This window comes from Lelliottia amnigena (genome assembly GCF_019047465.1).
In the GTDB taxonomy this organism is placed as follows: domain Bacteria; phylum Pseudomonadota; class Gammaproteobacteria; order Enterobacterales; family Enterobacteriaceae; genus Enterobacter; species Enterobacter amnigenus.
In genome coordinates, this window is sequence record NZ_CP077236.1 from 3,793,423 (window position 1) to 3,819,705 (window position 26,283).

General features: G+C 48.5%; 26 protein-coding genes and 2 pseudogenes. 19 read left to right on the top strand and 9 right to left on the bottom strand.

Annotation, left to right across the window (positions count from 1 at the left end):
- Positions 1 to 176: 176 nt before the first annotated feature.
- Positions 177 to 1,538, top strand: a complete 1,362-nt coding sequence (locus I6L74_RS17900) for a YncE family protein (protein WP_059178759.1) — start codon at positions 177 to 179, stop codon at positions 1,536 to 1,538.
- A 339-nt stretch (positions 1,539 to 1,877) separates the two neighbouring features.
- Here I6L74_RS17900 and I6L74_RS17905 read toward each other — a convergent pair whose 3' ends face one another.
- Both I6L74_RS17905 and I6L74_RS17910 read right to left on the bottom strand, forming a co-directional pair.
- Positions 1,878 to 2,552, bottom strand: coding sequence for a glutathione S-transferase family protein (locus I6L74_RS17905; RefSeq protein ID WP_059178760.1), 675 nt, complete (start codon positions 2,550 to 2,552; stop codon positions 1,878 to 1,880).
- An 80-nt stretch (positions 2,553 to 2,632) separates the two neighbouring features.
- Positions 2,633 to 3,379 carry an SDR family oxidoreductase gene (locus I6L74_RS17910; protein WP_059178761.1) on the bottom strand — a complete coding sequence of 249 codons (747 nt, stop codon included), beginning with the start codon at positions 3,377 to 3,379 and terminating at the stop codon, positions 2,633 to 2,635.
- Between the two features lie 137 nt (positions 3,380 to 3,516).
- Here I6L74_RS17910 and I6L74_RS17915 point away from each other — a divergent pair, with 137 nt between their 5' ends.
- Together I6L74_RS17915 and I6L74_RS17920 are read left to right on the top strand one after the other, a co-directional pair.
- Positions 3,517 to 4,419: a LysR family transcriptional regulator gene (locus I6L74_RS17915; protein WP_059178762.1), complete on the top strand. Its 903-nt coding sequence runs from the start codon at positions 3,517 to 3,519 to the stop codon at positions 4,417 to 4,419.
- A 59-nt stretch (positions 4,420 to 4,478) separates the two neighbouring features.
- Positions 4,479 to 4,931, top strand: coding sequence for a GNAT family N-acetyltransferase (locus I6L74_RS17920; protein ID WP_059178763.1), 453 nt, complete (start codon positions 4,479 to 4,481; stop codon positions 4,929 to 4,931).
- A 143-nt stretch (positions 4,932 to 5,074) separates the two neighbouring features.
- Here the strand turns inward: I6L74_RS17920 and I6L74_RS17925 are convergent, their stop codons facing one another.
- Positions 5,075 to 5,593: a DinB family protein gene (locus tag I6L74_RS17925; RefSeq protein WP_243398840.1), complete on the bottom strand. Its 519-nt coding sequence runs from the start codon at positions 5,591 to 5,593 to the stop codon at positions 5,075 to 5,077.
- 254 nt (positions 5,594 to 5,847) lie between these two features.
- Between I6L74_RS17925 and I6L74_RS17930 the strand changes: the two genes are divergently transcribed.
- Positions 5,848 to 6,147: a hypothetical protein gene (locus tag I6L74_RS17930; protein WP_059178765.1), complete on the top strand. Its 300-nt coding sequence runs from the start codon at positions 5,848 to 5,850 to the stop codon at positions 6,145 to 6,147.
- Between the two features lie 260 nt (positions 6,148 to 6,407).
- Here the strand turns inward: I6L74_RS17930 and I6L74_RS17935 are convergent, their stop codons facing one another.
- Both I6L74_RS17935 and I6L74_RS17940 read right to left on the bottom strand, forming a co-directional pair.
- Complete coding sequence (locus I6L74_RS17935; RefSeq protein ID WP_138108106.1) at positions 6,408 to 6,965, bottom strand: hypothetical protein; 558 nt, start codon at positions 6,963 to 6,965, stop codon at positions 6,408 to 6,410.
- A gap of 433 nt (positions 6,966 to 7,398) precedes the next feature.
- Positions 7,399 to 8,811, bottom strand: coding sequence for a hypothetical protein (locus I6L74_RS17940; RefSeq protein WP_059178767.1), 1,413 nt, complete (start codon positions 8,809 to 8,811; stop codon positions 7,399 to 7,401).
- Between the two features lie 373 nt (positions 8,812 to 9,184).
- Here I6L74_RS17940 and I6L74_RS17945 point away from each other — a divergent pair, with 373 nt between their 5' ends.
- The 3 genes and pseudogenes from I6L74_RS17945 to I6L74_RS17955 all read left to right on the top strand — a co-directional run.
- A complete protein-coding gene (locus I6L74_RS17945) occupies positions 9,185 to 9,973 on the top strand; it encodes an enhanced serine sensitivity protein SseB C-terminal domain-containing protein (protein ID WP_059178768.1) in 789 nt (262 codons plus the stop codon).
- Between the two features lie 391 nt (positions 9,974 to 10,364).
- On the top strand, positions 10,365 to 10,799 hold the full coding sequence (gene umuD / locus I6L74_RS17950; protein ID WP_059178769.1) for a translesion error-prone DNA polymerase V autoproteolytic subunit: 435 nt from the start codon (positions 10,365 to 10,367) through the stop codon (positions 10,797 to 10,799).
- Positions 10,783 to 10,941, top strand: a pseudogene (locus tag I6L74_RS17955) (Y-family DNA polymerase); the annotation flags it as partial. The gene umuD (I6L74_RS17950) and the pseudogene I6L74_RS17955, both read left to right, overlap by 17 nt.
- Positions 10,942 to 11,180: 239 nt before the next feature.
- On the opposite strand, the gene I6L74_RS17960 reads toward I6L74_RS17955, so the two are convergent.
- The gene (locus I6L74_RS17960) at positions 11,181 to 11,414 is read right to left on the bottom strand and encodes a helix-turn-helix domain-containing protein (protein WP_059178770.1); all 234 of its coding nucleotides are present in this window, start codon (positions 11,412 to 11,414) and stop codon (positions 11,181 to 11,183) included.
- Between the two features lie 1,007 nt (positions 11,415 to 12,421).
- Between I6L74_RS17960 and I6L74_RS17965 the strand changes: the two genes are divergently transcribed.
- The 6 genes from I6L74_RS17965 (at position 12,422) to I6L74_RS17990 (ending at position 18,622) form a co-directional block, all read left to right on the top strand.
- Positions 12,422 to 13,000 carry a fimbrial protein gene (locus I6L74_RS17965; RefSeq protein ID WP_059178772.1) on the top strand — a complete coding sequence of 193 codons (579 nt, stop codon included), beginning with the start codon at positions 12,422 to 12,424 and terminating at the stop codon, positions 12,998 to 13,000.
- A gap of 45 nt (positions 13,001 to 13,045) precedes the next feature.
- A complete protein-coding gene (locus tag I6L74_RS17970; protein ID WP_059178773.1) occupies positions 13,046 to 13,768 on the top strand; it encodes a fimbria/pilus periplasmic chaperone in 723 nt (240 codons plus the stop codon).
- A 15-nt stretch (positions 13,769 to 13,783) separates the two neighbouring features.
- The gene (locus I6L74_RS17975; RefSeq protein WP_059178774.1) at positions 13,784 to 16,357 is read left to right on the top strand and encodes a fimbria/pilus outer membrane usher protein; all 2,574 of its coding nucleotides are present in this window, start codon (positions 13,784 to 13,786) and stop codon (positions 16,355 to 16,357) included.
- An 8-nt stretch (positions 16,358 to 16,365) separates the two neighbouring features.
- Positions 16,366 to 17,562 carry a fimbrial protein gene (locus I6L74_RS17980; RefSeq protein ID WP_164841575.1) on the top strand — a complete coding sequence of 399 codons (1,197 nt, stop codon included), beginning with the start codon at positions 16,366 to 16,368 and terminating at the stop codon, positions 17,560 to 17,562.
- Between the two features lie 188 nt (positions 17,563 to 17,750).
- Positions 17,751 to 18,191, top strand: a complete 441-nt coding sequence (locus I6L74_RS17985; protein ID WP_059178776.1) for a hypothetical protein — start codon at positions 17,751 to 17,753, stop codon at positions 18,189 to 18,191.
- Between the two features lie 50 nt (positions 18,192 to 18,241).
- Positions 18,242 to 18,622, top strand: coding sequence for a hypothetical protein (locus I6L74_RS17990; protein ID WP_128131039.1), 381 nt, complete (start codon positions 18,242 to 18,244; stop codon positions 18,620 to 18,622).
- Positions 18,623 to 18,747: 125 nt separating this feature from the next.
- Here I6L74_RS17990 and umuC read toward each other — a convergent pair whose 3' ends face one another.
- On the bottom strand, positions 18,748 to 20,010 hold the full coding sequence (umuC, locus tag I6L74_RS17995; RefSeq protein ID WP_059178777.1) for a translesion error-prone DNA polymerase V subunit UmuC: 1,263 nt from the start codon (positions 20,008 to 20,010) through the stop codon (positions 18,748 to 18,750).
- Positions 19,994 to 20,428, bottom strand: coding sequence for a translesion error-prone DNA polymerase V autoproteolytic subunit (gene umuD, locus I6L74_RS18000; RefSeq protein WP_072241833.1), 435 nt, complete (start codon positions 20,426 to 20,428; stop codon positions 19,994 to 19,996). The genes umuC and umuD (I6L74_RS18000) overlap by 17 nt, the downstream gene beginning before the upstream one ends.
- Positions 20,429 to 20,547: 119 nt before the next feature.
- On the opposite strand from umuD (I6L74_RS18000), the pseudogene I6L74_RS18005 reads away from it, so the two are divergent.
- Together I6L74_RS18005 and I6L74_RS18010 are read left to right on the top strand one after the other, a co-directional pair.
- A pseudogene (locus I6L74_RS18005) lies at positions 20,548 to 20,868 on the top strand (DUF4113 domain-containing protein); the annotation flags it as partial.
- Between the two features lie 62 nt (positions 20,869 to 20,930).
- A complete protein-coding gene (locus I6L74_RS18010) occupies positions 20,931 to 21,881 on the top strand; it encodes a zinc-dependent alcohol dehydrogenase family protein (protein WP_059178780.1) in 951 nt (316 codons plus the stop codon).
- Between the two features lie 21 nt (positions 21,882 to 21,902).
- Here the strand turns inward: I6L74_RS18010 and I6L74_RS18015 are convergent, their stop codons facing one another.
- Entirely contained in the window at positions 21,903 to 22,937 is a 1,035-nt protein-coding gene (locus tag I6L74_RS18015) for an AI-2E family transporter (RefSeq protein WP_059178781.1), read from the bottom strand.
- Between the two features lie 133 nt (positions 22,938 to 23,070).
- Here I6L74_RS18015 and I6L74_RS21715 point away from each other — a divergent pair, with 133 nt between their 5' ends.
- The 4 genes from I6L74_RS21715 (at position 23,071) to I6L74_RS18030 (ending at position 26,283) form a co-directional block, all read left to right on the top strand.
- The gene (locus I6L74_RS21715) at positions 23,071 to 23,241 is read left to right on the top strand and encodes a protein YdgV (RefSeq protein WP_096759521.1); all 171 of its coding nucleotides are present in this window, start codon (positions 23,071 to 23,073) and stop codon (positions 23,239 to 23,241) included.
- A 117-nt stretch (positions 23,242 to 23,358) separates the two neighbouring features.
- Positions 23,359 to 23,721: a multidrug/spermidine efflux SMR transporter subunit MdtJ gene (mdtJ, locus tag I6L74_RS18020; RefSeq protein WP_059178782.1), complete on the top strand. Its 363-nt coding sequence runs from the start codon at positions 23,359 to 23,361 to the stop codon at positions 23,719 to 23,721.
- Positions 23,708 to 24,037 (top strand): multidrug/spermidine efflux SMR transporter subunit MdtI, encoded by a 330-nt coding sequence (gene mdtI, locus I6L74_RS18025; protein ID WP_059178783.1) that lies wholly within the window; start codon positions 23,708 to 23,710, stop codon positions 24,035 to 24,037. The genes mdtJ and mdtI overlap by 14 nt, the downstream gene beginning before the upstream one ends.
- Before the next feature lie 83 nt (positions 24,038 to 24,120).
- Entirely contained in the window at positions 24,121 to 26,283 is a 2,163-nt protein-coding gene (locus I6L74_RS18030; RefSeq protein WP_059178784.1) for a bifunctional diguanylate cyclase/phosphodiesterase, read from the top strand.

A 26,283-nucleotide genomic window follows, 5' to 3' on the forward strand; every position in this document is an offset into this window, starting at 1 on the left:
CGCCCCGCATTTTAAGATACCACTCAAAACAGTAATGATAATTATTTACATTGATGTGGTATGTTGAATGCGCTTATCGCAGGAGATATTTCTCAGGGCGGAAGATAAGAGTTAGCGCGTGGAAATATCCTGTGGCTGCGTTGAGATGCAGAATCAATACAATTTATGGAGATAAGATGAGAAGAATTTCAGTCCGTTCAGTGCTGTTGGCCTCCACCATTGTGATGTCAACCGCCACAACGGCATACGCCGATAGCCAATGGGAAGCCGCTACCACGACGTTCCCTGGCAGTATCCGTGCCGGGTCACGGGACATTCCTGTTAAGCCTGGCGATAAAACGGTTATAACCATTAAGAGCCTGCAGACGGGCGCCACCGTCACTATGCTGAATGGTGCTGAAGTCCTGACACCAAAACCACTGACCGCCGACGAGAAGGGAAACCTCACTATTCCGTTAACCGTTCCGGCCGATGCCGCTACAGGCCTTCATCCCCTCACCGTTATTACGCAAAATCCCGCGAGCGTTTCGCAGGTCATGTTGAAATTGTCCCAAATTATTCCCCCGAAAAATACGGAGGCTTTCAGGCTACAAACCCTTCCCGTCGGTGAGCGGGCTTACCAGTCGGCAGTTTCGGCGGACGGGAAGCTGTTCGTGACCTCTGCACGCGGCCCGAAGGATGGTAGCCGTCTGATGAGACTCAACGCCGGAACGCTGGCTGTCGAAGCGGAGGCTACGCTGCCTAAAGACAATAAGGGTGAGCAGATTGGCGTCTTCGGCATCGGTGTTGATAATGTCCATCATCAAGTCTGGACGACCAACACGCTTGCTGAAACAGTGACTGTTTATGATGCAAAAAACCTTTCCGTTGTAAAAGTTTTCCCGGAGGGGTCGGTCGTACATCCACGCGATGTGATTATTGATGAAGCCCACAATCGGGCTTATGTCAGCGCAGCGCTGACCGGTTTTATCGAGGTGTATGATACCAAAACGCTGGAACATATCGGTCAGATGGAATTCGTGACGAACCGTGGCCGCGACCCGTTTTACAGCACAGATCTTGCCCTGGATAGCGCCGGTGGAAAACTCTACGGCGTCAGCCGCGATACGCCTTGGGTGGGCTGGATTGATCTCAAAACGGGCAAGAGTACAACGGTGAAAATACCTCAGGCGCAAGGCGCAACCGACATCGCACGCGATCCGAAGACCGGCCGTCTTTACGTCGTTTCCCAGGAGACAAACAATGTTGTGGTTCTTGATGCGGACGGCAAGGTTCTCGCGGATACTTACATTGGTGCCGGGGGCGTATCTGTCGTTTGGGATCCTGTGACGTCGCAAGTTTTCGCCGCCACACGTGCAGGCGGAACTGTTGCTGTTCTGAACAAGGACGGTAAACTGGTCGCGAATATCCCGATGGATGATACGCCAAACCACCTGACCGCTACGCCTGATGGTGCCGTTTATCTCGTGTCTATGTATGGAACTACCGGGGATAAAACGCAAACAGGTTCAGTGACGAAAATCACCCCGAAAAAATAACGGCTTTAGTCCGCTACGTTATTCGCGGGCAGGTCTGCCCGGCATTCTTAACCCCCAGCCGCCTATGGGATGGGGGTATTTTCTCGGCATATCTGACCGGTATTCACATCCTCCTACTCGAAACAGCCTGACGTCCATAGCGATCAATCAACACCCATTTTCAATAAATACGCCGCGTTGCTAGGTCTGTTGCACGATGCCGCCCGTACGCCAGTTTCCAGGCGCTGCTGTGAGCGAAGAGCGGAAGTTCAAAATGGTTCTCTCAGTTGGTAGAGGAATTGCGAACATTGCCGTGTTTTAATCGGCGGGGAATAGGGCACCATTTCCCAGTGAATATCGTCAAGCAGCGAGAATTGCAGAATGCTGACGAAGATGATGTTGGAAAAGTTCTGCATAATCTGATGATACAGCGGCTTTCACGCTTTCCCTTTTTTCCAGTGCAGCTTTCCATAAGGAAGTACGCGGAAGTCCATCAAAAATCGCCTCAGAGACTGATGCATCGATAATGGAGAAGTAACGGAAAATAGGGGCGTAGACCGCATCAACCATACTGAATTCGGCACCAGAGAAATAAGGTCCCACACTCAATTCAGCTTCGATACGTTCAAGCTGCACACGGAACAACGCGCGTTTGCTGTCGGCAATGGCCTGATCGGCCGCATTTAAAAATTGCCATGCATTTCCTAGCATTGAGGTAGAAAACGCGATCCATGCGCGCTGTCTGGCTCTTACTAATGCATCGTCAGCATACATCGAATCACCGTCTTGCGTTTCATTCAGGTACTCGCAGATCACCATGCTCTCGAAAATAAGCGCATCTTCGCCATTCGCCTGATGCACTTTAAGCAGCGGCACCTTGCCAGTGGGTGACAGAGCAAGAAACCAGTCCGGTTTCGCCGATAAGTCTACATTTACGCGTTCAAATGGCACATTTTTCTCAAGCAGAACTATCGCTGAGCGCTGCACAAAGGGACATAGTGGGTGGCTAATCAGCGTCAGACCATGGGTAGACATCTCAAACTCCAGATAAAATGATAGCCCGCCGCTATAAAAAGGTGGCGGGCTTGATGAAGGGTAAATCTTATTTTGGTGGCTTAGATTGAAACGCCGCCGTCGATGATGATTTCTGAACCCACGGTCCAGGCAGATGCATCAGATGCAAAGTAAAGTACGGCTTGTGCAACTTCCTGAGGCTTACCAAAACGACCTGCTGGAATGGTTGCAACGATATTTTTCATCACTTGATCGTGATATTCCACTGGGATCCCCGCCTTATCGTAAAGCGGTGTATCAACAGGGCCAGGACTTACTGCGTTGATACGGATCCCACGAGAAAGTAACTCGTTAGAAAGTGTTTTCGACATGTTCAGTAACGCTGCTTTGGTTGAGCCATAAACTGAAGAGTTCACGGGTCCCGTGTGAGCATTTATAGAGGTATTAAAGACCACTGATGCAGAGCTTGCGAACACTGGCAGAAGCGCCTGCATGAGGAAGTAAGGACCTTTAACGTTGATATCATAAATGCGATCGAACTGCTCTTCTGTCCATGCCTCAATTGGCATATACAGTGATATACCCGCATTCAGGAAAGCGATATCCAGTTGTCCAAAGTGTTCCTGAACTGTCTGAGCCAGAGCTTTTTGTGCGCTCACATCAGCGGAATCAGCACGCACGACTAACACATCATTACCCAGTTCTACTTTAGCTTTTGCGACAGAATCAGGGTTAACACCCGTAACAATTACGCGTGCACCTTCCGCAACAAACAGCTTCGCCGTTTCAAGACCAATACCACTTGTACCTCCCGTGATCAGTGCGCGTTTACCTTGTAATCTAGCCATATAAAAATCTCCTGTTAGTTTTAACAACTGATCGGCGAATGGCCGATTTGAAAGCCACTGTATGCTCATGCCCGGATAGTGATAAGATTGTATTTTTAAATATCTTTCATGCATTAAAAGCATAAATGGGTCTTAGGATGGATAGATTACTTTTGATGACATGCTTTGTCCGTACCGCTGAAACTGGCAGCTTTTCGGCTGCCGGCAGGGGTTTGGGCTTAGGGCAACCGAACGTGAGCCGTCATGTTGCAGCCCTCGAAGAGCATTTGCAGACTCGGTTACTTCACAGAACAACCCGCAAGCTTTCACTGACGCCTGAAGGAGAACGTTATTATCTGGAAGCAAGACGTATTCTTGAAGCCGTCGAAGAGTCCGAGTCTTCTTTCAGGGAAAATGTAACACCCACAGGGCTATTACGCGTTGCTTGCCCCACAGCATTGGCACACACATTCTTAGTCCCGCACATCCCCGATTTTTTAGAACGCTACCCTGAGCTAACACTCGATCTTCAGATTAATGACCGCTATATCAATCTTATTGATGAAGGGGCTGAGCTGGCAATCCGCATTGGACACCTGGAGGACAGTGCTATGCGTGCCCGCAGACTTGGCATGTATGAGCGAGTTTGTGTTGCCAGTAACAAGTACTTAGCTAAACACGGAACCCCTAATACACCAGAGGATTTGAAAAAACATGATTGTTTGATCTATACCTTGCTAACAACGGGCGCGACCTGGAGATTTCAGGATATCAATGTTCCTGTTTCTGGTCGGCTCAGGGTCAATTCACCCGAAGCAGTACAGAAATTTGTCAATGCAGGGATTGGGATCGCGCAAGGCCCAGAATGGCTGTTCGAAGAGGGGCTGGAAAATGGCAACTTACAATTATTACTGACTGACTACACGGCATCACCTGTTCCCATTCAAGCCGTTTATGTTGCTAATCGCCTTTTACCAAAACGGGCGATTGTATTCATGGATTTTGTTGCTGATATTTTTGAAAAAAATCCCGGCTTCAAAGTTTACAACGCAATGAAATGAGCCTGAAATAACGAACCGACATGCTTCCCAATAATTAATACAGCGAATAGGATATAGCCATGATCACAATAGAGAAATCAGATCCATTTTCTTCAGATTCCCATCGCTTAATCGAAATGCTGTCAGCGGAGCTTGCCGCTATTACGGGTGATAACGGCAAAAGCAATTTCAACGTTGATGCAATGAATAATGACAACGCATTGTGGGTATTGGCAAAAAATACGCATGGCGAAGTAATAGGATGTGGTGCTATAAGGCCATTAACGCAAAATATAGCTGAGCTAAAAAGGATGTTTTCAGACCGTAGCGTGCCAGGCATTGGCAAAGCATTACTCGCTTATCTGGAAACATCAGCAATAGAGATGGGATATAACGAACTTAGGCTGGAAACACGACATATCAATATTCGAGCCGTCAATTTTTACGAACAAAATGGGTATGTCCGTATTGAGAATTATGGCCCATACATAGGTCGGACAGAGGCCGTCTGTTTATCAAAAGCATTGCGCTAATTGTTGTATCCATCGGTTGGACTCACAGCACGGAGCAGACAGAAGCAAGACAGCCAGGTCCGGTGTGAGCGAAGAGCGTAAGTTGGCAAAACAATACTACCATCACGGTATACTGCTCGGCAGGGAGCAGGGCAATCGCCAAACTAATATTTATCGTTTAGCTGCCTTTGATATATCAGCAAGTCCAGTTCGGGTGCCTCCTGGGATACCCGGGTCAACATTGCATGGACCTGCCCTCTGTGATGGGTTTGATGATTAAACCAGTGAGCCAGAGCAGACCAGATGACCTGCTGCTTAAGTTCTGGTGTCGAAGCCCGCCGGTAGGAGACTATGCCAGCTAAATCGGTTTCTGATAATCCCATGATAAAATCTACGATCTTTTTATCTTCTTCTCTTCGCGCCCTTTCCAGACCGGGAAAATCATTGTCGAACAGTATCTGGTCCAGTCGATGCCCTGTTTCAGGTAATGCGTTTAAACGATGTCTCCATATCCTGTCCGTCACTAGCAGGTGATTCAACGTCGCCTCGATAGACCCAAAAAAAGCGCCGCAGTTTTTACGGTAAGCATCTTCTCCAATCTTTCCAACGCTGGAATATAACCGTTCATTCGCCCAAGCGTTGTAGCCGGCTAGAATGTTGAAATGCATGTTGAGTGAACTCATAATTTCATCCATTTAAATGAACAACTGTTTTAATTATAGTTGCGCATTTAGCCACGCAATAAAGATACGTTGACCCGTTCCCTTTTAGTCAACGCTGTGCGGACTCAGTAATGTCCGTTCCTGGCACGAGGACGACCGAAGAGTGGGTGTGCAGGTCTATTCTGAGCGAGGGGCGGACATTCTTGTACAAAGCATGGCGTCGGATTACAGTGAGATCATTAATTGATAAGTGAGTCGAATCAGAACAGTAGCCAATGAAACAAAAACTTCGCAAACGTAACCAAGACTGGATATCAAGGCAATTGCAACGTGCGCAAAAAGAGGAAATGCCGTTAAGTTTCTTTATTAACTTTCCCTCAATACGAGTAACTGCTTGTAATGGTGAGCGCCTTAAACGGCGTGGCCGTCTCAAGCCGGACTGGAGTCGCGCATTGTTTCATCAGGGTTGGGGAGAAGTGCCGATTGTTGGGCCAAAAGGTACAGTTTACTGGTTTGAGGGATTTGATAAGGAACAGTTGCCTGTTGAATGGGCACCGCTGTGGGAAGATACCTGAAAGTATTGGTTTTGATTTGATCTCCCAGTGCAACACACAATCAACTCTTATAGTCTGTTATGAGCGAGGAGCGGATGTTCGCATTGGCCCTTTTCCGGACGAATAGTAAACAAGATGGCTGACACCGGCTGCATGTGAAGTGTATTAAGTCGAATGATTTTGAAGGGAATTTATTTTTCGACAGGTACAAATATGCCCGCTCAATGCGGGCATTAGTCAAGGCGATATTTGTGGCTTGATAAATACCACCTGGGGCATGTTTATTTAGGAGTAATCACTCTTATGTCTGCGAGTTTGTCATCCCAAAAAGTGAATTCGATTCCTTGATGGACATAAGTGATAGTGTGTTCATGAGCGCCAGGAACTGAACCGAACTCCGAGATTATACTATCTCCTTCACGAGTAGGTGGTCCATAAGCCTTAAGAACGTCTTTTATTGAACTCTCTTTTCCTATACCTTTGTCGGTTATACCGTCAAAAGTCACATATCTAGGTAGCTTGTAGTAGAGGAAGATCGTTCTTATTCTTCCATCCTCTCCATATGAAGCATCTAATCCCTTAGCGGGAAGGAATAAGTAACCATCCTTTGCTACAAATTCTCTGGAAAATTGGGTTTTGGCGTGCTGAATGGAATCATTTAAAGATAAATTTTTTATACCGATACCAGGGGTAATCAGAAATTCATGATCAGTTTTCGAATGGGATTTAGGCAATCCGCATCCTACTAAATTTAAGCAAAGAACACTAACTAACAAGGCCCTAACCATATCTAATCCCTTATTATATTTTCCAATGTTGATTTTTGTGATTCGTACCATATAAGTTACAAAAATTCAAATCTGGTTATTAAATGCGCAGGTTAGTCTCAATCTCAACGCCTATTAGATTGCAGTTACCATTTGTAATTATCCCATCCAGGTGGGCCATGTGCTTTTAGATATCTGACCTAACAAGCCATAGCGTTCACTACATCTGGCACTAAACGGTCCAAAGGACATCAGGCGACTTTGAGCAAATAACGGAAGTTATCCTCACTTAGGCATAATCAGTCTGTCGGAAGATCTCTAAAAGTGAATGGTCCTGTTTGGCGGGATACTTACACCGCTATTAGCACGAAGTTGACGGGCAGATTTGAGCGAACAGCGAATTGCTCTCACCGCCGAGGGTGCATTACTAACATTGACGTGTGTTAATCAACGGGGATCAGGTCATAAAAGGCTCACCGGCTAAAGCGGTGAACCGGCTTGCTTATTAACGTATCACACTAACATTTTCCAGTTTCACCAGACTTTCAGGTTTATCACCCACTTGCTGAGTGACCGGGACGAAGACGTTGAGATCTTGCAACCAAGCTAGTTTGTCACTGCTACCCAGTTGACCTTCATTAGTTGCATGACACTCAACTAATAGATATTTCCCACTAAACTCAAGTGCAATGCTACGTGCGTCCCCCTCTCCCGTTACGTCACAGCGTAACGCTGAGGCAATAAGTTTCTTATTGGAATCAATACTGTCCCATTGAGCCTGATATCGTTGACCAGTCACTAACGGGAAATGCAGATCCGTCTGCAACTTGTTGATCAGTGAGGAACCATTACTGATGGACATGGTGAACTTCAGCTGTAGCTGATTAGCCAGCGTTAAACGTTGCACCGTCCAGATACCATAATCTTCCAGCTTGCGTATATAACCATCCGGTTGTGCATCCAACTGTATTTTGACCTTACCGAGCGCGCTTACTTCGGTATAACGAACCTGTTTAAAGCGCGGAAGCGCCCATGGTTTGATCAATGACTGCGCCTGGCGCTCAATTGCAGCAGAAAGGGGGAATTTATTCAGCCACTGCGGATTATTATTACTCAGATCGGGCATTGATGGTCCCATCAACGTTGATGCTGGCTTGTTAGCGGCGGGTACAAAGTGCCCTTCGGCTGTGAACTTTTTTCCTGCTGGTAATTGGCAGAGCTGCTCGAAGCGTTGTGCCATTTGAGTGTTAATTTTGAAGCTACTCTTGCGGCGAACAATATCAGCAGTGATGAGTGAGTCTGTAACGCGACCCTCGCTGTCGAAGTTCATTAAAGCGACAGCGTCACCCTGTTGGGTTTTACAGTTATAAAAGTAGTGCTCAATCTTTAATTCAAGCGGCGCGTCGTATGGCGGTTCCCAGATGCTATCTGCAAAGTCATATCCCATGCGTACCGATAAAATATCGCCGATGCGCTGAATGCTATTAACATCGACAAGATCGGTAATACCTACAGTATCTGCGGCTGATATTCTTTCCCACCGTGCATCTTTTATCGGTAGCTGGCAAACCGTACGGATATCCTCTGCCGTCATCTGCTTATCATCCTGTGCAAGCGCATAACGGAGGTAGCTGTTGCCGTAATAGCGAGCTTTGGTAAACCCCTCCTCATTCAGTAAATCCTTGTACAGAAGCTGTGCCTTGCCCTGTTTACAATCAACGGAATGCCATTGCTGAACTGTTTTTCCGTTATTTAAGTTTAACGACACCATGTAATTCACACGATCGTGGATTCTGGTTACAGACAAGGGGTTAATGTCCCCCCCTGTCAATGCAGGCTTATCAGCAGCCTGAACGAAAGAAAACGGCAAGAGAGACAGAAAAAAAAGTGGGCGCATTAAAGGGCGCACGCAGTACATATATATTCCTTCATATATTGATTAAGAAATAAACTTATCGGCATCAAGGCATAAATTGTTAGTCTGTCTTGATATGCACCTTATAGATAAACAATGAGTGAGATTAGTTATGGCCGCTCATGGCTGTGAGTTCAACTGATGGAGCCGACGGTCTGCAATGAGCGAGGAGCGGAAGTTGATCGCGGTCAAATGACTAGCTAAGTCGTAGCGATGCACTATCTAGATCTCAGTTATTTTGGTGTATTGTTAAATCTTACAAGTAGTTATCTGCCCCGGGAAGTAGGAATGCATCAGAAATACGTTTTTGTTAACACAGTTCCACCTGCGGAAGATTTTTGCCGTTTACGCGTCACTTCCGGAAGGTAACAGCTGAATGTCTGATGAACAGGAAACAAGACTAGAAACCGCCCTGCAACGGGCGGCCGACCATCCGGCAGAACGGCCGGAGTTTTACCGGACACTGATGGCCTCATCGCTGTATGTCCTCGGAACTTCCGGCGGGGAAGCCGTTGATGACCATGTCGATCTGAAAGCGGGAGATCATATATCAATACATCACTGGGAAAAGCCGGACGGCACAACAGTTATCCCGGTGTTCAGCTCTCTTGTTGCCCTGCAGCGTGCCATCGAGGTCGAAAGCAAATACCTGAAACTGCCGGCGGGAGATTTTTTCAAAATGACGCAAGGGCAAGGGGTGTTCCTGAATCCCCGGTCCGACTACGGCAAGGAGTTCGTGCCGGAGGAAATAGAATCGCTGCTGGCGGAAGGCACCGGCCGAATGCCACAGTCCCGGGTGGTGGAGGAAAAAACAAAGGTATTCCTCGGTGAGCCGTCGGTGATGCCGGACAGGATGCTGATAGAGCTCTCTGCCTTTTTTGCAAAATACCCGGGGGTCAGGCGCGCTTACTTGGCGCTGATGCACGACCCCGCGGTCGATGAAAGGCCTCACTACCTGGTGGCCGTGGACCTGACCGGCGAAGTGGAAAAGGTGATGCGAGGTGCAGGCCTAGTGGCAGGGGATGCGTCGCCGGACGGGCAACCGGTGGATTTGCTCCGCCTGGGTCAGAACAGTGGCGGGTTGGAATCGCATATCACCACGCAGTTTAAACCGTTTTATGTCCGCAGTATTAAGCAAAGGCTGCTGGCCATGTTTGAGCGTTAACGCCAGGCGCGCCAGAATGATCCTTCCTGTCGCAATGGTGATTTGGGTTATCATTTCGCCGTTCTGACTAGTTCCCCGTTTATTAACATAGACTGATTTAGCAACTTCCGCTTCTCGCACTCAGCAGACCTTCTGACCGAAATGAAGGTCCGCTGTGAGCGAGGAGTGGAAATACCCTGGCGTCGGCAATGGGAAGGAGGCACCGTCGCATCATTGTTAAGCGATGGAGGGGCATTACCCTGGTCACTTGTCCCACTCTGCAAACTAAATTCCTGCAAACTAAATTCCCACAAACTTCAACGTGTTTGGGCTACCGTCCCAAAAGTGTTTTGATCCCTACCTAAAATTCATAATACTGTGTTTATATACAGTTATCTGCAGATGAGCAATTATGAGTCATCTTTTTTCGTGCGATCTCAACACCTTCATTGAGTTACCTCTCTTCCTGGAGCGCGTGTCGTGTGGCTTTCCCAGTCCCGCTCAGGACTACGTAGAAGATCGTATCGATCTTAATAAACTGGTGATTAAGCATCCCAGCGCCACGTATTTTATCCGGGTCAGCGGGGAATCCATGATTGGGGCAGGAATTACTGACGGTGATTTGCTGGTGGTGGATCGCTCTTTAACGCCTGAACACGGCGACATCGTTGTGGCCGCCGTCGCCGGGGAATTTACGGTGAAAGAGCTGCGCGTTCGTCCGATTTTGCAGCTTGTTCCGCGTAACCCGCGCTTTTCTCCCATCATTTTTGACGCCGACGAAGAGCTGCAAATCTTCGGCGTGGTGACTCACACGCTAAAATCGCACAAATATGTTCGCGCTAGTTGATGTCAACAGCTTCTACACCAGCTGTGAAACGGTATTTAGACTGCATCTTCAGGGCAAACCGGTGGTCGTGGTTTCGAATAACGATGGCTGCATTATCTCTCGTTCAGAAGATTATGTGGAATTAAAAGTCAAACTAGCAAAGGGGGATACTCATCGTTGGCAGTGATTGCTTATACGAATTGCATATCAGTTTTTAGAGCATCAATTGGGAGTTAAGCGGGCTATCCACCTCATTTCTCATTACTGGCTTTGCCATGTAGCCCCGGAGGCGATTGAAGCACAGTGAATAGACCCTGTTCGCGATAGAGTTGGTACATTTACTTAAGCTTCATGTCATTATTATCGCCTGATCATCAAGTATACAAAGTGATCAAGTGCAGTCTAAAAGCGAGCTGGAATATGTTTAATATCAATTAGGTGTCCATCCTCGATGGTGATGTAACCGCCTTTCCTTAACTCGGAGAGAGCGTTCATAATGCCTGAGCGCGAGAGACGGGTTTTACTACGAATATAATTTTCCGCTGTAACCGATTTTCTTATCGATTGAGGTTTACTCATCAGTTCATAGAGTTGATAACGAACACGTTCGAAGATAGAAGGGGTAACGAGCTTCATTAATACTTCAGAAATACTTCAGATCCTAGACTAGCGACTAATTGAAGGTGCATGGCATAGGGTCTCCACAGATTATGCTCGGTGAGAAGCGAATACAGCTGCTCTTTGTCTATAATGGCTATCTCAGCAGTTTCAAGTATCCGCATCGTAAACCCGGACTGAGAGGTTTTGTGGACAGGAACAGTCCCTCTTAACGACGGAGCTACAAAAATTTCAATAAGGATATCATCAGGTTGTCGGTTTATCTCTATGCTGCCCTAGAGAATGAAATAACAGTCTGCCTGATTGTTCGCACTGAAACTGATGCGTTTCCCCACCGGGTAAGTATTGTAGTTTAGAAAGGGAGCCAGTGTCTCCATCAGCTCAGTAAGATAGGTCGAATCAAGGCGTTCGGCCTCATGTATATGAGCTCTCTGAATGTCTACATTGTTGCTCATGATTTTTCCCAGATAGTATTAATCAGATTGAATGTACCGCTTCGATGGTTTCAAAGCGGGACAATTTTTATTGTGTATAGCTTACTAAGCCAGAGTTGAACAAGATCTTCTCCCAGAAAAACCACTCCATTTCCACCCTTCAGTATCAGAGGGATGCAGGGATAGTATTCGGGCCGCTCTTCATCCATCACCTCCTCTGCACCTTTTTTTGGAAAGATACTGAAATCAAACTATTCCTGATACCACTTTTCATAATCCCTATCCGAGCGCAGAACGATAGCATTTTTGTTAGCCCCATGGGCTGTAATGTTAATTTTCTGAAAAGTATACATTTTTAAACCTTCCGATGTGGATACAAGAAGAGTATAGATCAAAAATGAAGCAGCTATGATCATCACTCCGTACATATTTGGACTGAATAAAAAGAGACGAAGCTATCGACTCGAGTGATAATGACTCCACCAAAATTGGTAATAAAACCGTTTAATTATTTACGCAGGTAACAATATCGCTATCTGAGAAAGTAAATAGTAAATATCTGCAACCATCAGAAAGGTAATGGAGATTTTAATGAAAGTAATCACAGTGTTTTCCGCTGGACTGTTTTTGACCTTAAACTTGGCCACCATGCCCTATGCGGCGGCAACAAACACTATTACCTTTAACGGTAAAATTACAGACGCGACATGCGACGTATCACTTGAATATAAAGGTGCTGAAGTTGGTACAGCGGGTACCGGGGCAATCACGCTTGATGAAGTGTCAAAAACAACGCTGACCGCTGCTAATTCATCAGCCGGGCAAGAACCATTCTATATCGTTGCAAAAAATTGTACCCTGGGGACACCTGCTAAAACAAAAATAGCCGCCAACTTTAAGAGTACTAACGGTGATAATCAGGGATATCTGAATAACACAGCGTCTACAGGCGCTGCAAGTAATGTGCAATTTAGACTGCTTGATTCAGGCCGTGAGGTTATTAAGGTTAATGACCCAAACCAGTCTAGTACGACCGCATTTACAGATATCAACACTGATGAAGCGGGTGACACAAAAATGCTCTATTTTGTAGAGTATTTTTCATCCTTGGGTGGTGCCACTGGCGGAGCCGTCACCAGTACTGTGGACTATGAGTTGATGTATCAATAATAAATCGTCAATTATTTCCCTGATCAAATATTAGGTATCCTACATATGAGTTTTTTCAGTAAAAAGAGTGGGGGCATATTCCTCGTGCTCAGTATTGGCATGGTAACAAGCCAATCAATCTATGCAAGTATTGTCATGGATGGAACCAGAGTTATTTATCAGGGAGATAAGAAAGAAGTCACTATTAGTCTGACGAATAAGAATCAAAGGCCGGTATTAATCCAGAGCTGGATTGATACTGGCAATGAAAATACAACACCTGAGAAAATCTCGGTCCCGTTCGTTTTGACGCCGCCGATTAACCGTGTCGACCCAAATCAGGGACAAACGATTCGTATCAGTTATACGGGTACCCCTGCCTTACCAGCGGACAAGGAATCTGTGTACTGGCTTAACGTTCTTGAAGTTCCTGCGAAAGATAAAAGCAGTGCTGACGCACAGCAAAAGTTGAATGTTGTTTTTCGTACAAGAATTAAATTGTTTTATCGTCCTGAGGGACTACCGGGTAACAGTAATGATGCTCCTGACGAATTGCACTGGCGACTGAATGGTCAAAACGTCTCGGTGCAAAACAGTTCTAAATACAACGTTACGATTTTTGATGTTAAGTATAAATTCAACGGCGTGTCTTCTGAATCAAAGGGCTCAATGATAGCACCCGGTGGGTCGAAACAGTTCACATTAAAGAACTCTGGGAATATAGACGGTTTATCGTTTAATACCATTAATGACTATGGAGCACTCATTAGTCATAAAGCGAAAAATTAATGTTATGGGGCGACAATGTTTAAAAAAAGCGGTTTCTTTTCTTTTTTCTGTTTTTCTTGCTTTATAACTTTTATTGTTTCTGCTCCGTTCGGAGTCAGTGCAAATGAGCCAAATAAGTCTACAGAGAAAGAAACCAATTCCTCATCTACAGGTAGTGCTGCAGAATTTGATACTGGCCTGTTACGGCAGGAAGGAAAGAATCAAATCGATGTCAGCCGTTTTACCTATGGTTCGAATGCAACGCCGGGGAAATATCGTATTGACATCCTTGTTAACGACAATCTGGTGTCACACGAAGAGGTAGCATTTAAAGAAGATGAGGGACACAGAGTCGCCCCCTGTTTGACTCCTGATATGATTAAGTTGATTAATCTAAATATTGAAAAAATACCTTTTTCCGCGCGAAAAGGATTGACTGAGTTGGCTGTATGCACCGATCTCGCTAGTCTGCTTCCGGACGCTACAGTTAAATTTGATGCAGATAAACAGCAGCTCAGTATTGAGGTTCCTCAGATTTATTTGCAGCATATCGCACGAGGTAATATAGACCCGGCGCTTTGGGACAGCGGCATCCCTGCGCTCATGCTCGGTTATTACATGAACGGATATGAGTCGCGTTACAGTGATGCTGAAACGTCTCGTACTTTCTATTCATCCCTCAATGCGGGATTAAATATTGGGAAATGGTATTTTCGTCACAGTGGCTCTTATAACTGGGATCAATCTACGGGTGGCGACTACCAAAGCACAAATACCTATGTGCAAAGAGATACTGAGTTTGTTCGAGGTCATCTTTATCTGGGGCAATATTACACCTCAGGTCAAATGTTTAATTCCGTGTCCTATACCGGTGCACAACTGGCGAGCGACGACCGTATGTTACCCGCCTCTCAGCGAGGTTATGCTCCTGAAATTAGAGGAATCGCCAAAACAAACGCTAAGGTCACTGTACGCCAGTCGGGGAATATTCTCTATCAGACTACTGTTTCGCCAGGTGCTTTCCTGATCGATGATCTTGGGCCTACCGGTTACGGTGGTGATCTGGAGGTCACAATCGAAGAAGCGGATGGCAGCTCTCAGCAATACACCATCCCATATTCTTCCCTGGCGCAATCACTGCGTCCGGGAGCACAGCAGTTCACTGCCACCGCGGGAAAGCTGCGGGATTACAGCTCGTCCGAAAAACCGATGTTTTACGAGACAACCTTCATGCGTGGGTTAACCAATATCCTGACCGCTTATACGGGTGCGCAATACAGCCAGAATTATCAGGCCGGGCTGATTGGTTTAGCTGTTGGAACGCCGGCTGGGGCCGTGAGCGCAGACGTGACGCAATCAAGAAGTCATCTGGGAGGAGAGATCGGGGAATTAAGCGGACAAAGCTATCGTTTAAGTTACAGCAAACTGATCAACGAAACGAATAGTAACATAACGATTGCAGCCTATCGCTACTCCAGCTCCGGCTATATGGATTTACAAACCGCCACTCAGACTCGCGATGCGATCAGTCATGATGACGATCCGAATACCGTATGGCGTTCAAAAAATCAGTTTTCAATAAGCCTTAATCAGGGATTACCCCTTAATCTTGGCAATCTTTATGTCAGTGCTTCCATGCAGGACTATTGGAATAACGGTACGGGCTATAACACCCAGTATCAGGTGGGGTACTCCAACAGCTACAAATGGCTTAATTACAGTATCAATGCCAGTCGGAACAAAGCGGGCAATGGCCAGGACCAAACAACCTGGTATCTGACCCTGTCAATGCCGTTGTGGCCAGGTCATGGTGGTGCGACGCCGTATGTCAGCATGCGTTATAACCAGGACAGCGATGGCGGCCGTGGCGAGCAGGCGAACCTGTCCGGCTCATTTGGCGGTGATAATCAGTACAACTACAACGTGAGCGGTTCACACGATAACTATTCTGGTAGCTCCGGCAGTGTCAGTGGTTCCTGGGAAGGGAGTAAGGCGACGGTCAATGGGAGTTACAGCACAGGAAACGGCTATAGCAGCACTGCCGTTGGGATGTCTGGTGGGGTTGTTGCACACTCAGGCGGGGTGACGTTCTCGCCGTACAACAGCGATAACTATGCCCTGATTGAAGCCAAAGGCGCCGAAGGGGCCAAAGTGTCGGGCTATGCGGGCGCCACTGTAGATTCATCAGGCTATGCGTTGTCTCCCTCCCTCGTGCCTTATCAGCAAAACCGGGTGGCCGTTAACCCGGAAGGTTCAGACTTAGGCGTGGAATTTGAAAAAACGGCTCAGGAAGTGGTTCCACGTGCTGGCTCCGTCGTAAAAGTGGAATTTAAAACCCATACCGGTACACCGCTGCTCATTACGTCAACCTGGAAAGGTGAACCCTTACCGTTCGGGGCGGATATTTTTGACGATGAGAATACCCATATTGGTGCGGTGTCGCAGGGTGGGGTTATTTATACCAAAGTGAGCAAAGATAAAGGGACGTTGACCATCAAATGGGGTGAGGCCGAACAGAGCCAATGTCAGGTGGCTTATCAGTTAAACCCGACTGCATCCGCTGGAAAGGATAAAAACACTATCCAGCGTTTTATCAGTGTTTGCCAATAGGTATGATCATGTCTTTTTTAAAGTTAATTATTTTCCTTTTTTGTTTCTCTCTTTTTTCTGAATGTGCGAATGCAACTAACTGCGAACCGGCTACGTCAGCGGAAAATCATTTTGACCAATGGTCTGCAATTCATAGTGATTTTGAACTGCAGGCATCTAACATAACAATGACACTGGGTGGAAACATTCCTGACTGGACCATCCTTTATACTGCCGAGGCAAACATTGGTATGTCTGCAAGCACTTGCGATGGCGACCATAACTTGTACTATACCCTTCTTAGTTCAGCTCAAGCAGTGGGCCAACAAGGAAGCGATGTTATTTATAGTACTGATGTTCCTGGTGTCGGTATATCAATCGAAGCTACCGCTGTTAGTAATGGTGCTGTGAAGGTATACCCATCGGTTGTTTACTATACACGGGGGGATGTAGGCTATGGCTTTTGGGCGAGAATAAAGTTTTGGAAAATTCCCGGAGAGATACCCATGAACAAAGGGCCTATTACTGTTACCGGTCCCGATGCTGCCATTGTATATATGAATAACGGTGCTAACTTCACGAGTTCTGCACCGGATAGAATAACGAATGACGGAAAGGCTTATATCAGCAGTTCCAGAATATTAAAGTTGACAATGATGTTTCAACCAGGAACCTGTAATGTTGAAGGTGATAATGTCAAAGTAAATATGGGTGACTATGGTGGCGCGGGTAGTCATTCTGACTGGAAAGATGCAAGTTTTAAATTAGTGTGTCCTGACGGCATGGGATATAATGGGAGCGCATCATCAAGCGATCCCTATGACAACCCTTATTCTCTTTCTCCTAACGCGAGTACCACTGCTAATAATAAAAAAAATGGGCGCGTCGTAATTAGTATTGCTCCTTACACCGAAGTCATTGACGCCAATAAAGGCATCATTGCCCTCGATGGCACGGGTGCGCAAGGCTACGGCATTCAGTTAGCATGGGGCGACTTCAGTAGCCAAAACGACGTCGAACCTGTAAACCCTGTCGTGTTAAACAGCTATGTCGATGCCAACTCGCTTAACTCGGGCTTCGGCGCAGGCGATACGCCCATCGGCGGGAACGCCTTTAGCGGGACAGATAATACGATCAAAATGGCGGCTCGTTATATTCGCACCACCGGAGAAACGGCTCCAGGCCCTGCTAACGCCGTGGTACAGGTGATAGCGAACTATGAATGATCTCTTTATACGAAATGTAGCCTCATTTTACTGGCATTATGCTTGCGGGTTCCAGATGCATATTCTAAAGACATATCCTGTACCCAATCAAATGATCCATAGGCAAGTATTAACTCCACGCTTGAATTAACCCCTTCCGGAGTAATATCACCCTGGGTTCGGCTATACCTGATTATACGGTTATCTATATGCAGGATAACGTCACGCTGGGGCAAGACCTCGCTACCTGCGACAGGAGCATTTATCTCTATGAAACCATCCTGGATCAGGGGCTGCTGCCAGTAAATACCATCGCTGGCGATCGCATCTATCCGACAGATATTCCAGGTATTGGGATGTCTGTCTTTAGTACTGATATAGCCACCTCGCTCCCCGTGTTTCCCAGCTTAGCCATGAGTGGCTGGGTTAGTGCCCATACGGGTGAATATATAATGGGAAAAATTAAATTCCGGAAAATCCCGGGTGATATTCCTATGCAGTCCGGGGTATTGTCGGTAAACGGTCCTGTTGTTGGGCAGGTATTGAACAATCCCCATATACTTTTATTAGCGCCGATGGCAGCACCGACAGGATCTATGCAAATGGACAATATTACATTGCGAGTTCCCGAAAATTACATGCCACGTTAATTTTTAAACCAGGAACTTGTGAAATACAGGGCAGTGATGTCGTTGTTAACATGGGTGAGCATCTGGGTGTCAATGACCAAAGTTCATCATGGAAAGATGCCAGTTTCAGATTAATTTGTCCGGATGCCCATGGCTACGGGGGCGTCACGGCGATGAATAACGCCGGACAGTCGCCATTTGGCCCTGGCCCAGAGACGTCACCAAACAACCCGCAAAATGGGCGAGTGAAACTGGCTATTTTACCCTACACCGCCATTGTTGATACAAGAAGAGGCATTATCGCTCTCTGCGGAACCGGTGCGACGGGCTATGGGATCCAACTTGCCTGGGGTGATTATCTGTCACAAGCAGAGACTGAACCTGATAAACCGGTACATTTTGGCACTTCACAATCCGTTTATGTCAGTGAATTGAACGCTCACACTCATTGATGGCAATGCCTTTACCGGCAATGACAATACCATCCAGATGGCAGTCCGATATGTTCGGACAGACGGTGACGTCAACCCTGAGCCTGCATGCGCATCGGTTGAGGTTATCGCTAACTATGAATGAGTTATTTAGCGACAGGGAGATCTGAATAACGCGTTGTGTAGCAGGGAGAAAGCATTTCTCGCTTCATTGCCCAGCTTTTTTGCGCACCCTGACCGGCAAACCAGACTGAACCGCGACCCGTACGATTAAGCCGATCCACGACCTGCATGAGGGCGCTGCTGTTCGCTTGCGGCTGGTGTTCATCAAACAGGTTTAATTGCGCCACTCCCTGACTGAAAAAATCACTCAACATCACACCCGCCTTCATATAGCGATGTCCATTGTCCCAAATCTGGTTCAGTGCTTCTGTCGCCACGCGGATAATGTCCCTCGTGTCGTTAGACGGCGTCATCAGCCTACCGGATGCCTGATTTCCATAGGAAACTTCATCCTGTGCATGAGGACTGGTGCGGATAAACACACTGATAAAGCGACAAAATTGTTTCTCCTGCCTCAGCTTTTCGGCAGCCCGTTCGGCGTAGGTGCAGATGGCCTGGTGCATATCATTGTATTCAGTGATGCGCTTACCGAAGGAACGGCTGCAGATGATTTGCTGTTTGGTTGGAGAGAACTCCTCCAGCCCCAGACATTTCTCTCCGCGCAGTTCCCGCGAGGTTCTTTCCAGTACAACGTTGAAATGTTTTCGTAGAACCCAACTGGAACACTCCGCCAGGTGCAGGGCAGTTTCAATCCCCATCAGATTCAGTTTTTTGCTGATCCGACGCCCGACGCCCCAGACCTCGCTAACGGGAACCAGCGCCAGCAGCTTGCGCTGGCGATCAACGTTCGACAAATCCACCACGCCACCCGTTTGCTTCCAGGTCTTTGCCGCATGGTTAGCTAGCTTGGCCAACGTCTTTGTGGGGGCAATCCCCACGCCAACCGTCAGGCCGGTTTCCTTAAGCAGGCGCTGGCGAATTTCTTGCCCGAACTGCTCCAGGCCAACGCAGTTGCTGATGCCAGTCAGATCAAGAAAGGCCTCATCAATCGAGTAAATTTCCGCTCGGGGTGCCATCTCTTCAAGAATGGTCATCACCCGACGGCTCATATCGGCATACAGCGCATAATTAGAGCTAAAAACCTGTACCTTTTGGCGCTTCAGCTCCTCTTTCAACTGGAAATAAGGAACCGCCATGCTGATACCCAATGCTTTTGCCTCTGCTGAACGTGAAATGATACAGCCATCGGTATTTGAAACGACGACGACGGGTTTGCCCTGGAGGTCGGGGCGAAAAACGGTCTCGCAGGAGGTGTAAAAGCTGTTGACATCAACGAGCGCGAACATGTCTGTGGTCTTTCAGGGTAAACGTGACGACGCCGAAAATTTCCAGTTCCTCTTCTGCCCCAAAAACGACAGGAGCATAGCCTGCATTACGAGGCATGAGCTGAAGACGTGGATAAGTCTGGAGCTCTTTCACGGTGAATTCGCCTCCTACCGCGGCGATAACGATATCACCATGAACAGCAGATAATGATCGGTCTACAACCAGCAAGTCTCCGTGACTGATGCCAGCGCCTGTCATCGAATCACCACTGACTCGAACAAAATAAGTTGCACTAGGGTGTTTAACAACCAGTTTGTTCAGATCAAGGCTATCCTCGACATAGTCCTGGGCTGGGCTTGGGAACCCACAAGGGACACGTTCCATAAACAACGGAAGCAATAGCGTGGAATCGGGTTGATGAGAGGAAATGAACTGCATAATAGAGGACTCATTTAACTGTGTTTATATACAGTATCAGTGATCAATCAGAACGATCAAGAGACCCTAAGCGCGTTTTCTGGAAATGGTTGAAAGTCGGTGAGTTTTAATTCAAGACTGCAAACGATACGCGCGATATTATTCGCGTCGCCAGCCAGGCGCTGGACAGGATCTGGAAAGACGGTTTCCGCTACATGAAAGCGGGCATCATGCTGAGTGATTTTTTCAGTCAGGGCGTCGCGCAACTCAATTTGTTTGATGAACACCCGCCGCGACCCGACAGCCAGGCATTGATGCAGACCATTGATAAGCTGAATGTCTCCGGGCGTGGGACAATATGGTTTGCCGGGCAGGGTATTCAAAAAAGCTGGGCGATGAAACGGGAAATGCTCTCTCCGGCCTATACGACGCGATACGCCGATTTGCCCGTGGCGAAATAATCATTTCCGCTCAGGAAACAAGACAGTAAGCTTTGCTGATGAAACATGTCAGGCATCCGTTAATGAATCATTCTGCTTTAGGGTATCGCGCCTTTGGCGAGCCTGAGTCTGTTCTGCACGTCGAGTCGAGATCACCGGCACCGCTGCCTGCCGGGCAGATCCGGGTGAAAATGCTCTTTTCCCCGGTGAATGCCTCGGATCTGATTCCGATGACGGGCGCCTATCGTCATCGGACGCCGCTGCCGGCGGTGGCAGGTTACGAAGGAGTCGGCGTGGTAACGGAAGGGCCACCACATTGGCTTGGGAAACGCGTGCTGCCGTTACGCGGTCAAGGCACCTGGCAAAACAGTGTGGATTGCCCCATGGCACTGGCGGTTCCCGTGCCGGACGACATCGAATCAACGCTCGCGGCTCGCGGGTACATCAACCCGCTGGCTGCCCAAATGATGCTCAATCTTTACCCCCCGAAGGGAAAGCGGATCGTGCTGACAGCCGCCGGGTCCGACTGTGCCGCGCTGCTCGGGCAGTGGGCGATCAAGGCGGGTGCTGACGCGGTGTATGGGATTCACCGATCGCCTGCGCATACCGAAAGGTTGCAGGCGATGGGCATCATTCCGGTTTTGCAGCAGGATACGGCGACCATTAGCGCCATTGCTGCGCAGGCAGAGAGGGTGTACGACGCCACGGGGGGAAGGCTGGCGGACGGGATTCTGGACGCAATGCCGGAGACAGGGATTTTTGTCTGCTATGGGTTGCTTTCGGGTACGCCGTTCAGGCAGCAGCCGCAGGTGCGGTGGTTCCATATTCGAAACTATCTGGATGCATTAAGCAGTGATCAATGGCAGGCAGAATTTTGTGAAATTTGGCCGAAGCTGCTGGCGAGTCACTATGGCGACGTGACGCTGTTCCCGCTGGCAGAGTGGCGAGCGGCGCTGGCGTATTATCGCCAGGCTGGACGACCCGCTAAGCCGATGTTCGCGATGCACGACTCACGCGTTCCAGTCCTCTGGTGAGAAGAGGACTGGCGCGAAAACTTATCGGTGACTCATATCGCTCAGCAACACGGCGATCGTCTGTCCGCCTGCGGTCTGTTCCAGACCAATTTTGACAATAATCGTCAGCGGAACCGAGAGCAACATGCCCACCGGACCGAGCAACCATCCCCAGAAAATCAGTGATAAAAAGACCACCAGCGTGGAAAGCCCAAGCCCACGTCCCATCATTCTCGGCTCCAGAATGTTACCGAAGACCAGATTAATAATCAGATAGCCCGCCAGGACGACCAACGCATCGTAAAATCCGCTAAAGACCAGTACCTGAGTAATCGGGGGGATGGCGGCCAGCACAGAGCCGATATTCGGAATATAGTTGAGTGCGAAGGCCAGCAAGCCCCACACAAATGCAAAACGCACATCCAGCACGGCAAGCATGGCCCATGCCACCAGCCCCGTCACAATGCTGATCGCGGTTTTAAGTACCAGATAGCGCGACACGCTATCCAGTGCGCGTTGGATTGCGCCCATGCCCTCAACCGGTCGCACCATCATCTGCTGCAGTTTGACCGGCAGTTGCGGCACCTCGACCAGCATAAACACAACGGTCAGCAGCAGCAGGAAAATGGAGGTCATGGCGCTGGAAAGCTGCGCCAGAAGCGCCGTCACCAGCGTCATCGCCGCATTCGGGTCGATATACTTCAGCAGCTCCTCAACGGACACCTCAATACCCGCACGCTGCAGCCAGGGTTCCATCTGCTGCAACGGAATCACCAGTTTTGAACGGTACTGCGGAAGCGTTCGGGCCAGCTCGTTCAGCGATGTTCCGAGATAGGTTACCAGCAGCGCCATCGCCATGATGATAATGGTGATGAGCAGCAAGATCGCCAGTACCCGCGGGATGCGCCAGCGGACCATTCGCTGCACCAATGGGTTGAGGATCACCGCGATAAACAGCGCCAAAATGAAAGGCACGATAATATCGGCGGCGAAACGGATACCGGTGAGAATGATCACCAGCATTCCAAGCATAATGACGATTTTTAATCCGTTCAGGGTAATGATGGGCTTAGCCATGTGAGTTCCTGCTCTAATCCTTTTTTTTATAATAATAGCGATGCGCCTTTAATATGCGAATGTAAGTTAAACAAGCAGAGTAAAGAAATGAAAAAGTTTTGAGTTAATTCCTGGCTTATGGTACAAATCAGCCGTGTTTAACTACCGAGGACAATTTTCATCCGCAATGACGAGAAGCAATACCGCGGATAATTGTAATATTATGGACAATCTGTTCAGGACGTACTTTTCAAATAACACCGCTATTTTCTCAACCTCTCTCTTCCTGCTGTCCGGTGAGCAACACTGGCGCAACGCACTATAGTCCTGCCTTCTGCCTGAGCTGACGCGACGCGTTTAGCTATCTGACGTATTTCATTTTTTTTGGGTTTGTCGTTTTCGACAAGCTGCAATGGATTATATTCTCAAGCAGGAGAAGACCATGTTTTACTGGATACTATTAGCCCTGGCCATCGTGGCTGAAATTACGGGGACCTTGTCGATGAAATGGGCAAGTATTAGTGATGATAATACTGGCTTTATTTTAATGCTGGTGATGATTTCCCTTTCGTATATTTTCCTGTCGTTCGCGGTAAAAAAAATCGCGCTCGGCGTGGCGTATGCGTTGTGGGAGGGGATCGGTATTCTGTTGATTACGCTGTTTAGCGTAATGTTATTTGATGAAGCCCTGTCAGCGATGAAAATTGCCGGTCTGGCTACGCTTGTTATCGGAATTGTGCTGATTAAATCAGGGACACGCAAACCGACGAAACAGCAAAAGGAGCAGGCCCATGCAACAGTTTGAATGGATTCATGCGGCCTGGCTGGCGTTGGCCATCGTACTGGAAATTATGGCAAACGTGTTCCTGAAATTCTCTGATGGTTTTCGCCGAAAGGGGTTCGGTTTGCTGTCCATCGGCGCGGTCTTGGGCGCATTTAGCGCACTTTCTCAGGCGGTAAAAGGGATCGATCTCTCGGTCGCCTACGCGCTGTGGGGCGGTTTTGGTATCGCCGCCACGTTGGCGGCTGGCTGGATCTTGTTCGGCCAACGCCTTAATCGTAAAGGCTGGATTGGCCTGATTCTGCTGCTGGCAGGAATGGTGATGATAAAACTGGCCTGATGTGATCGCTGCCTGCATTTACGGGCAGCGAAATTCGCGCGCTGTATTACGCTTAGAATTATGTCATTCCAAGAGAGCAGCGAATGTATAACCCCTTAAGCTGGCGCAATATTCCTTCCGCAAAAACGCTGTTTGTCATGATTTTTATGGCGGGGATCGGTTTGGTCGTTTCCGTGGTCGCGCTGCTTTACCTTTCGCTGCACCTGATCAGCAGTAAAACCAATGAGATAGATGAACACCGCTCTGCGCTGTCTGTTCAGGGGGCGATCCAGACGTCGACGAATCGCGTCTGGTCGTTGGTGATTGATAATGCCGTCTGGGATGACGCCGTGCGGGAAGTTTATCCGCCGGTGTTAAATACCGACTGGCTGTATAACACATGGGGTGCAGGCTTTAAAATCAATAACCTGTACGACGGCACATTCGTGCTCGACGAGCATTTCCATGTCATGTGGGGCTCACTTCAAAGCCAGCCGTTTAAAGAAACCAACCTCGACTTTTTTGGATACGGCCTGAAAGCGTTGATCCGAGAAAATGCGCAGGCATTGCAGGCAGAAACGAAAATTTTTGCCGGGATCACCCGCACGCGTCAAGGTGTCGCCTTTGTCGGGATTGGGCTGATTCGTCCCATGGTGGGGCGCTTGCAGGTGAAAAATAACGTCCGCCGTTATCTGGTGATCACGCGCCATATCAGCCCTCAGATCCTGAGCGATCTGGGAAATACCTTCCAGATAGAAAACCTGCATTTCACCCGGGATCACATCAGCGAATACAGTACTCCGCTAAAAAGTTCGGCAGGTGAAATCCTGGGTTACCTCAACTGGCAGCCACAGCAGCCGGGAGCGCAGGCGGCAAGGGCAGCCTCAAACCAAATCACACAAATCGTTATCCTGGCCTCGGCGCTGATTTTGCTGTTTATTCTGGTGAGCAGCGTGGGGCTATACAAACTCGCACGGGGCGAAAATCAGGCCAGACGCGTAGCGCGTACCGACTGGCTGAGTCATCTGCCGAATCGACGCGCGTTGATCGAAGAGCTGGAACGGGTGAGTTTGCGCGGTGATATTGACGTGAAAACCGTGGTCTTTATCGATCTGGACGGCTTTAAGGATGTGAATGATATTTACGGCCATGACGTGGGCGATGAACTCATTATTCTGCTGGCAAAGGCGCTCAGCGAGAGGGTGCCGCAGGGCGGTATGCTGGCCCGAATGGGCGGCGACGAATTCGCGATGACCATTGGCGGGGACGACTCGCAGGCACAGGCCCTGACCTTTGCAAACGACGTTCTGGCGTTCCTGGATGCGCCCGTACGCATTGGTGAACGCACCATCCATATCAGCGCCAGCATTGGGCTCGCCAGCGGAACGCTGATCGAATGCACCAGCTCGGAATTATTCCGCCGGGCAGACATTGCGATGTACCACTCCAAAATCACCGGAAAAGGGCGCATCACACAGTATGATGCCGAGCTGAACAGCGCTCGCGAGCGGCAGCTGGCGATAGAAAACGAAATTCGCGACGGCATGGAACGCGATGAATTCGATGTCTGGTATCAGCCGATTATTGATGCGCGCAGCCAGAAAATGACCAGCGTTGAAGCGCTGGTGCGTTGGCCGCGTCGTCCGGCGGGGGAACTGAAACCGGATGAATTTATCAGCATCGCTGAAACCAGCGGGCTGATTTATAGCCTCGGTCAGTTCGTGTTGCGCCGCGCCTGTCAGGATCTGGAGCCCTTCAGCGATCTGAAACTGTCAGTCAATATTTCTCCCGCGCAATTTCGCGATCCCGAGTTTGAAGAAAAGGTCGCGAAAGTCATTGAGATGACCCGTTTCCCGGCAAATCGGCTGCAACTGGAAGTGACCGAAACCTACGTTCTGGAAAATCCTGAACGTGCGCGCGCCGCCATCGCCAATTTAAAAGCGTTAGGAACCGCCGTCGCGCTGGATGATTTTGGAACGGGTTATTCCAGCATTGGCTATTTGCGCCGCTTTAATTTCGATACCATCAAAATAGACAAATCCCTGGCCGGGCTGGTGGATAACGACGAGCAGGCGATCGCGCTGGTCAGCGGAACGGTGCGTATAGCGAGCGCATTGGGCATGGCAGTGGTTGCTGAAGGGGTGGAAAACGAAAAGCAGATGAAACTACTGCGCCTCGCGGGCTGTGACCAACTGCAGGGATTCTGGTTCAGTCAGCCGATGCCCATCGAGGCGATTATTGAATTGCGTAAAGTCAGATACTGCTGA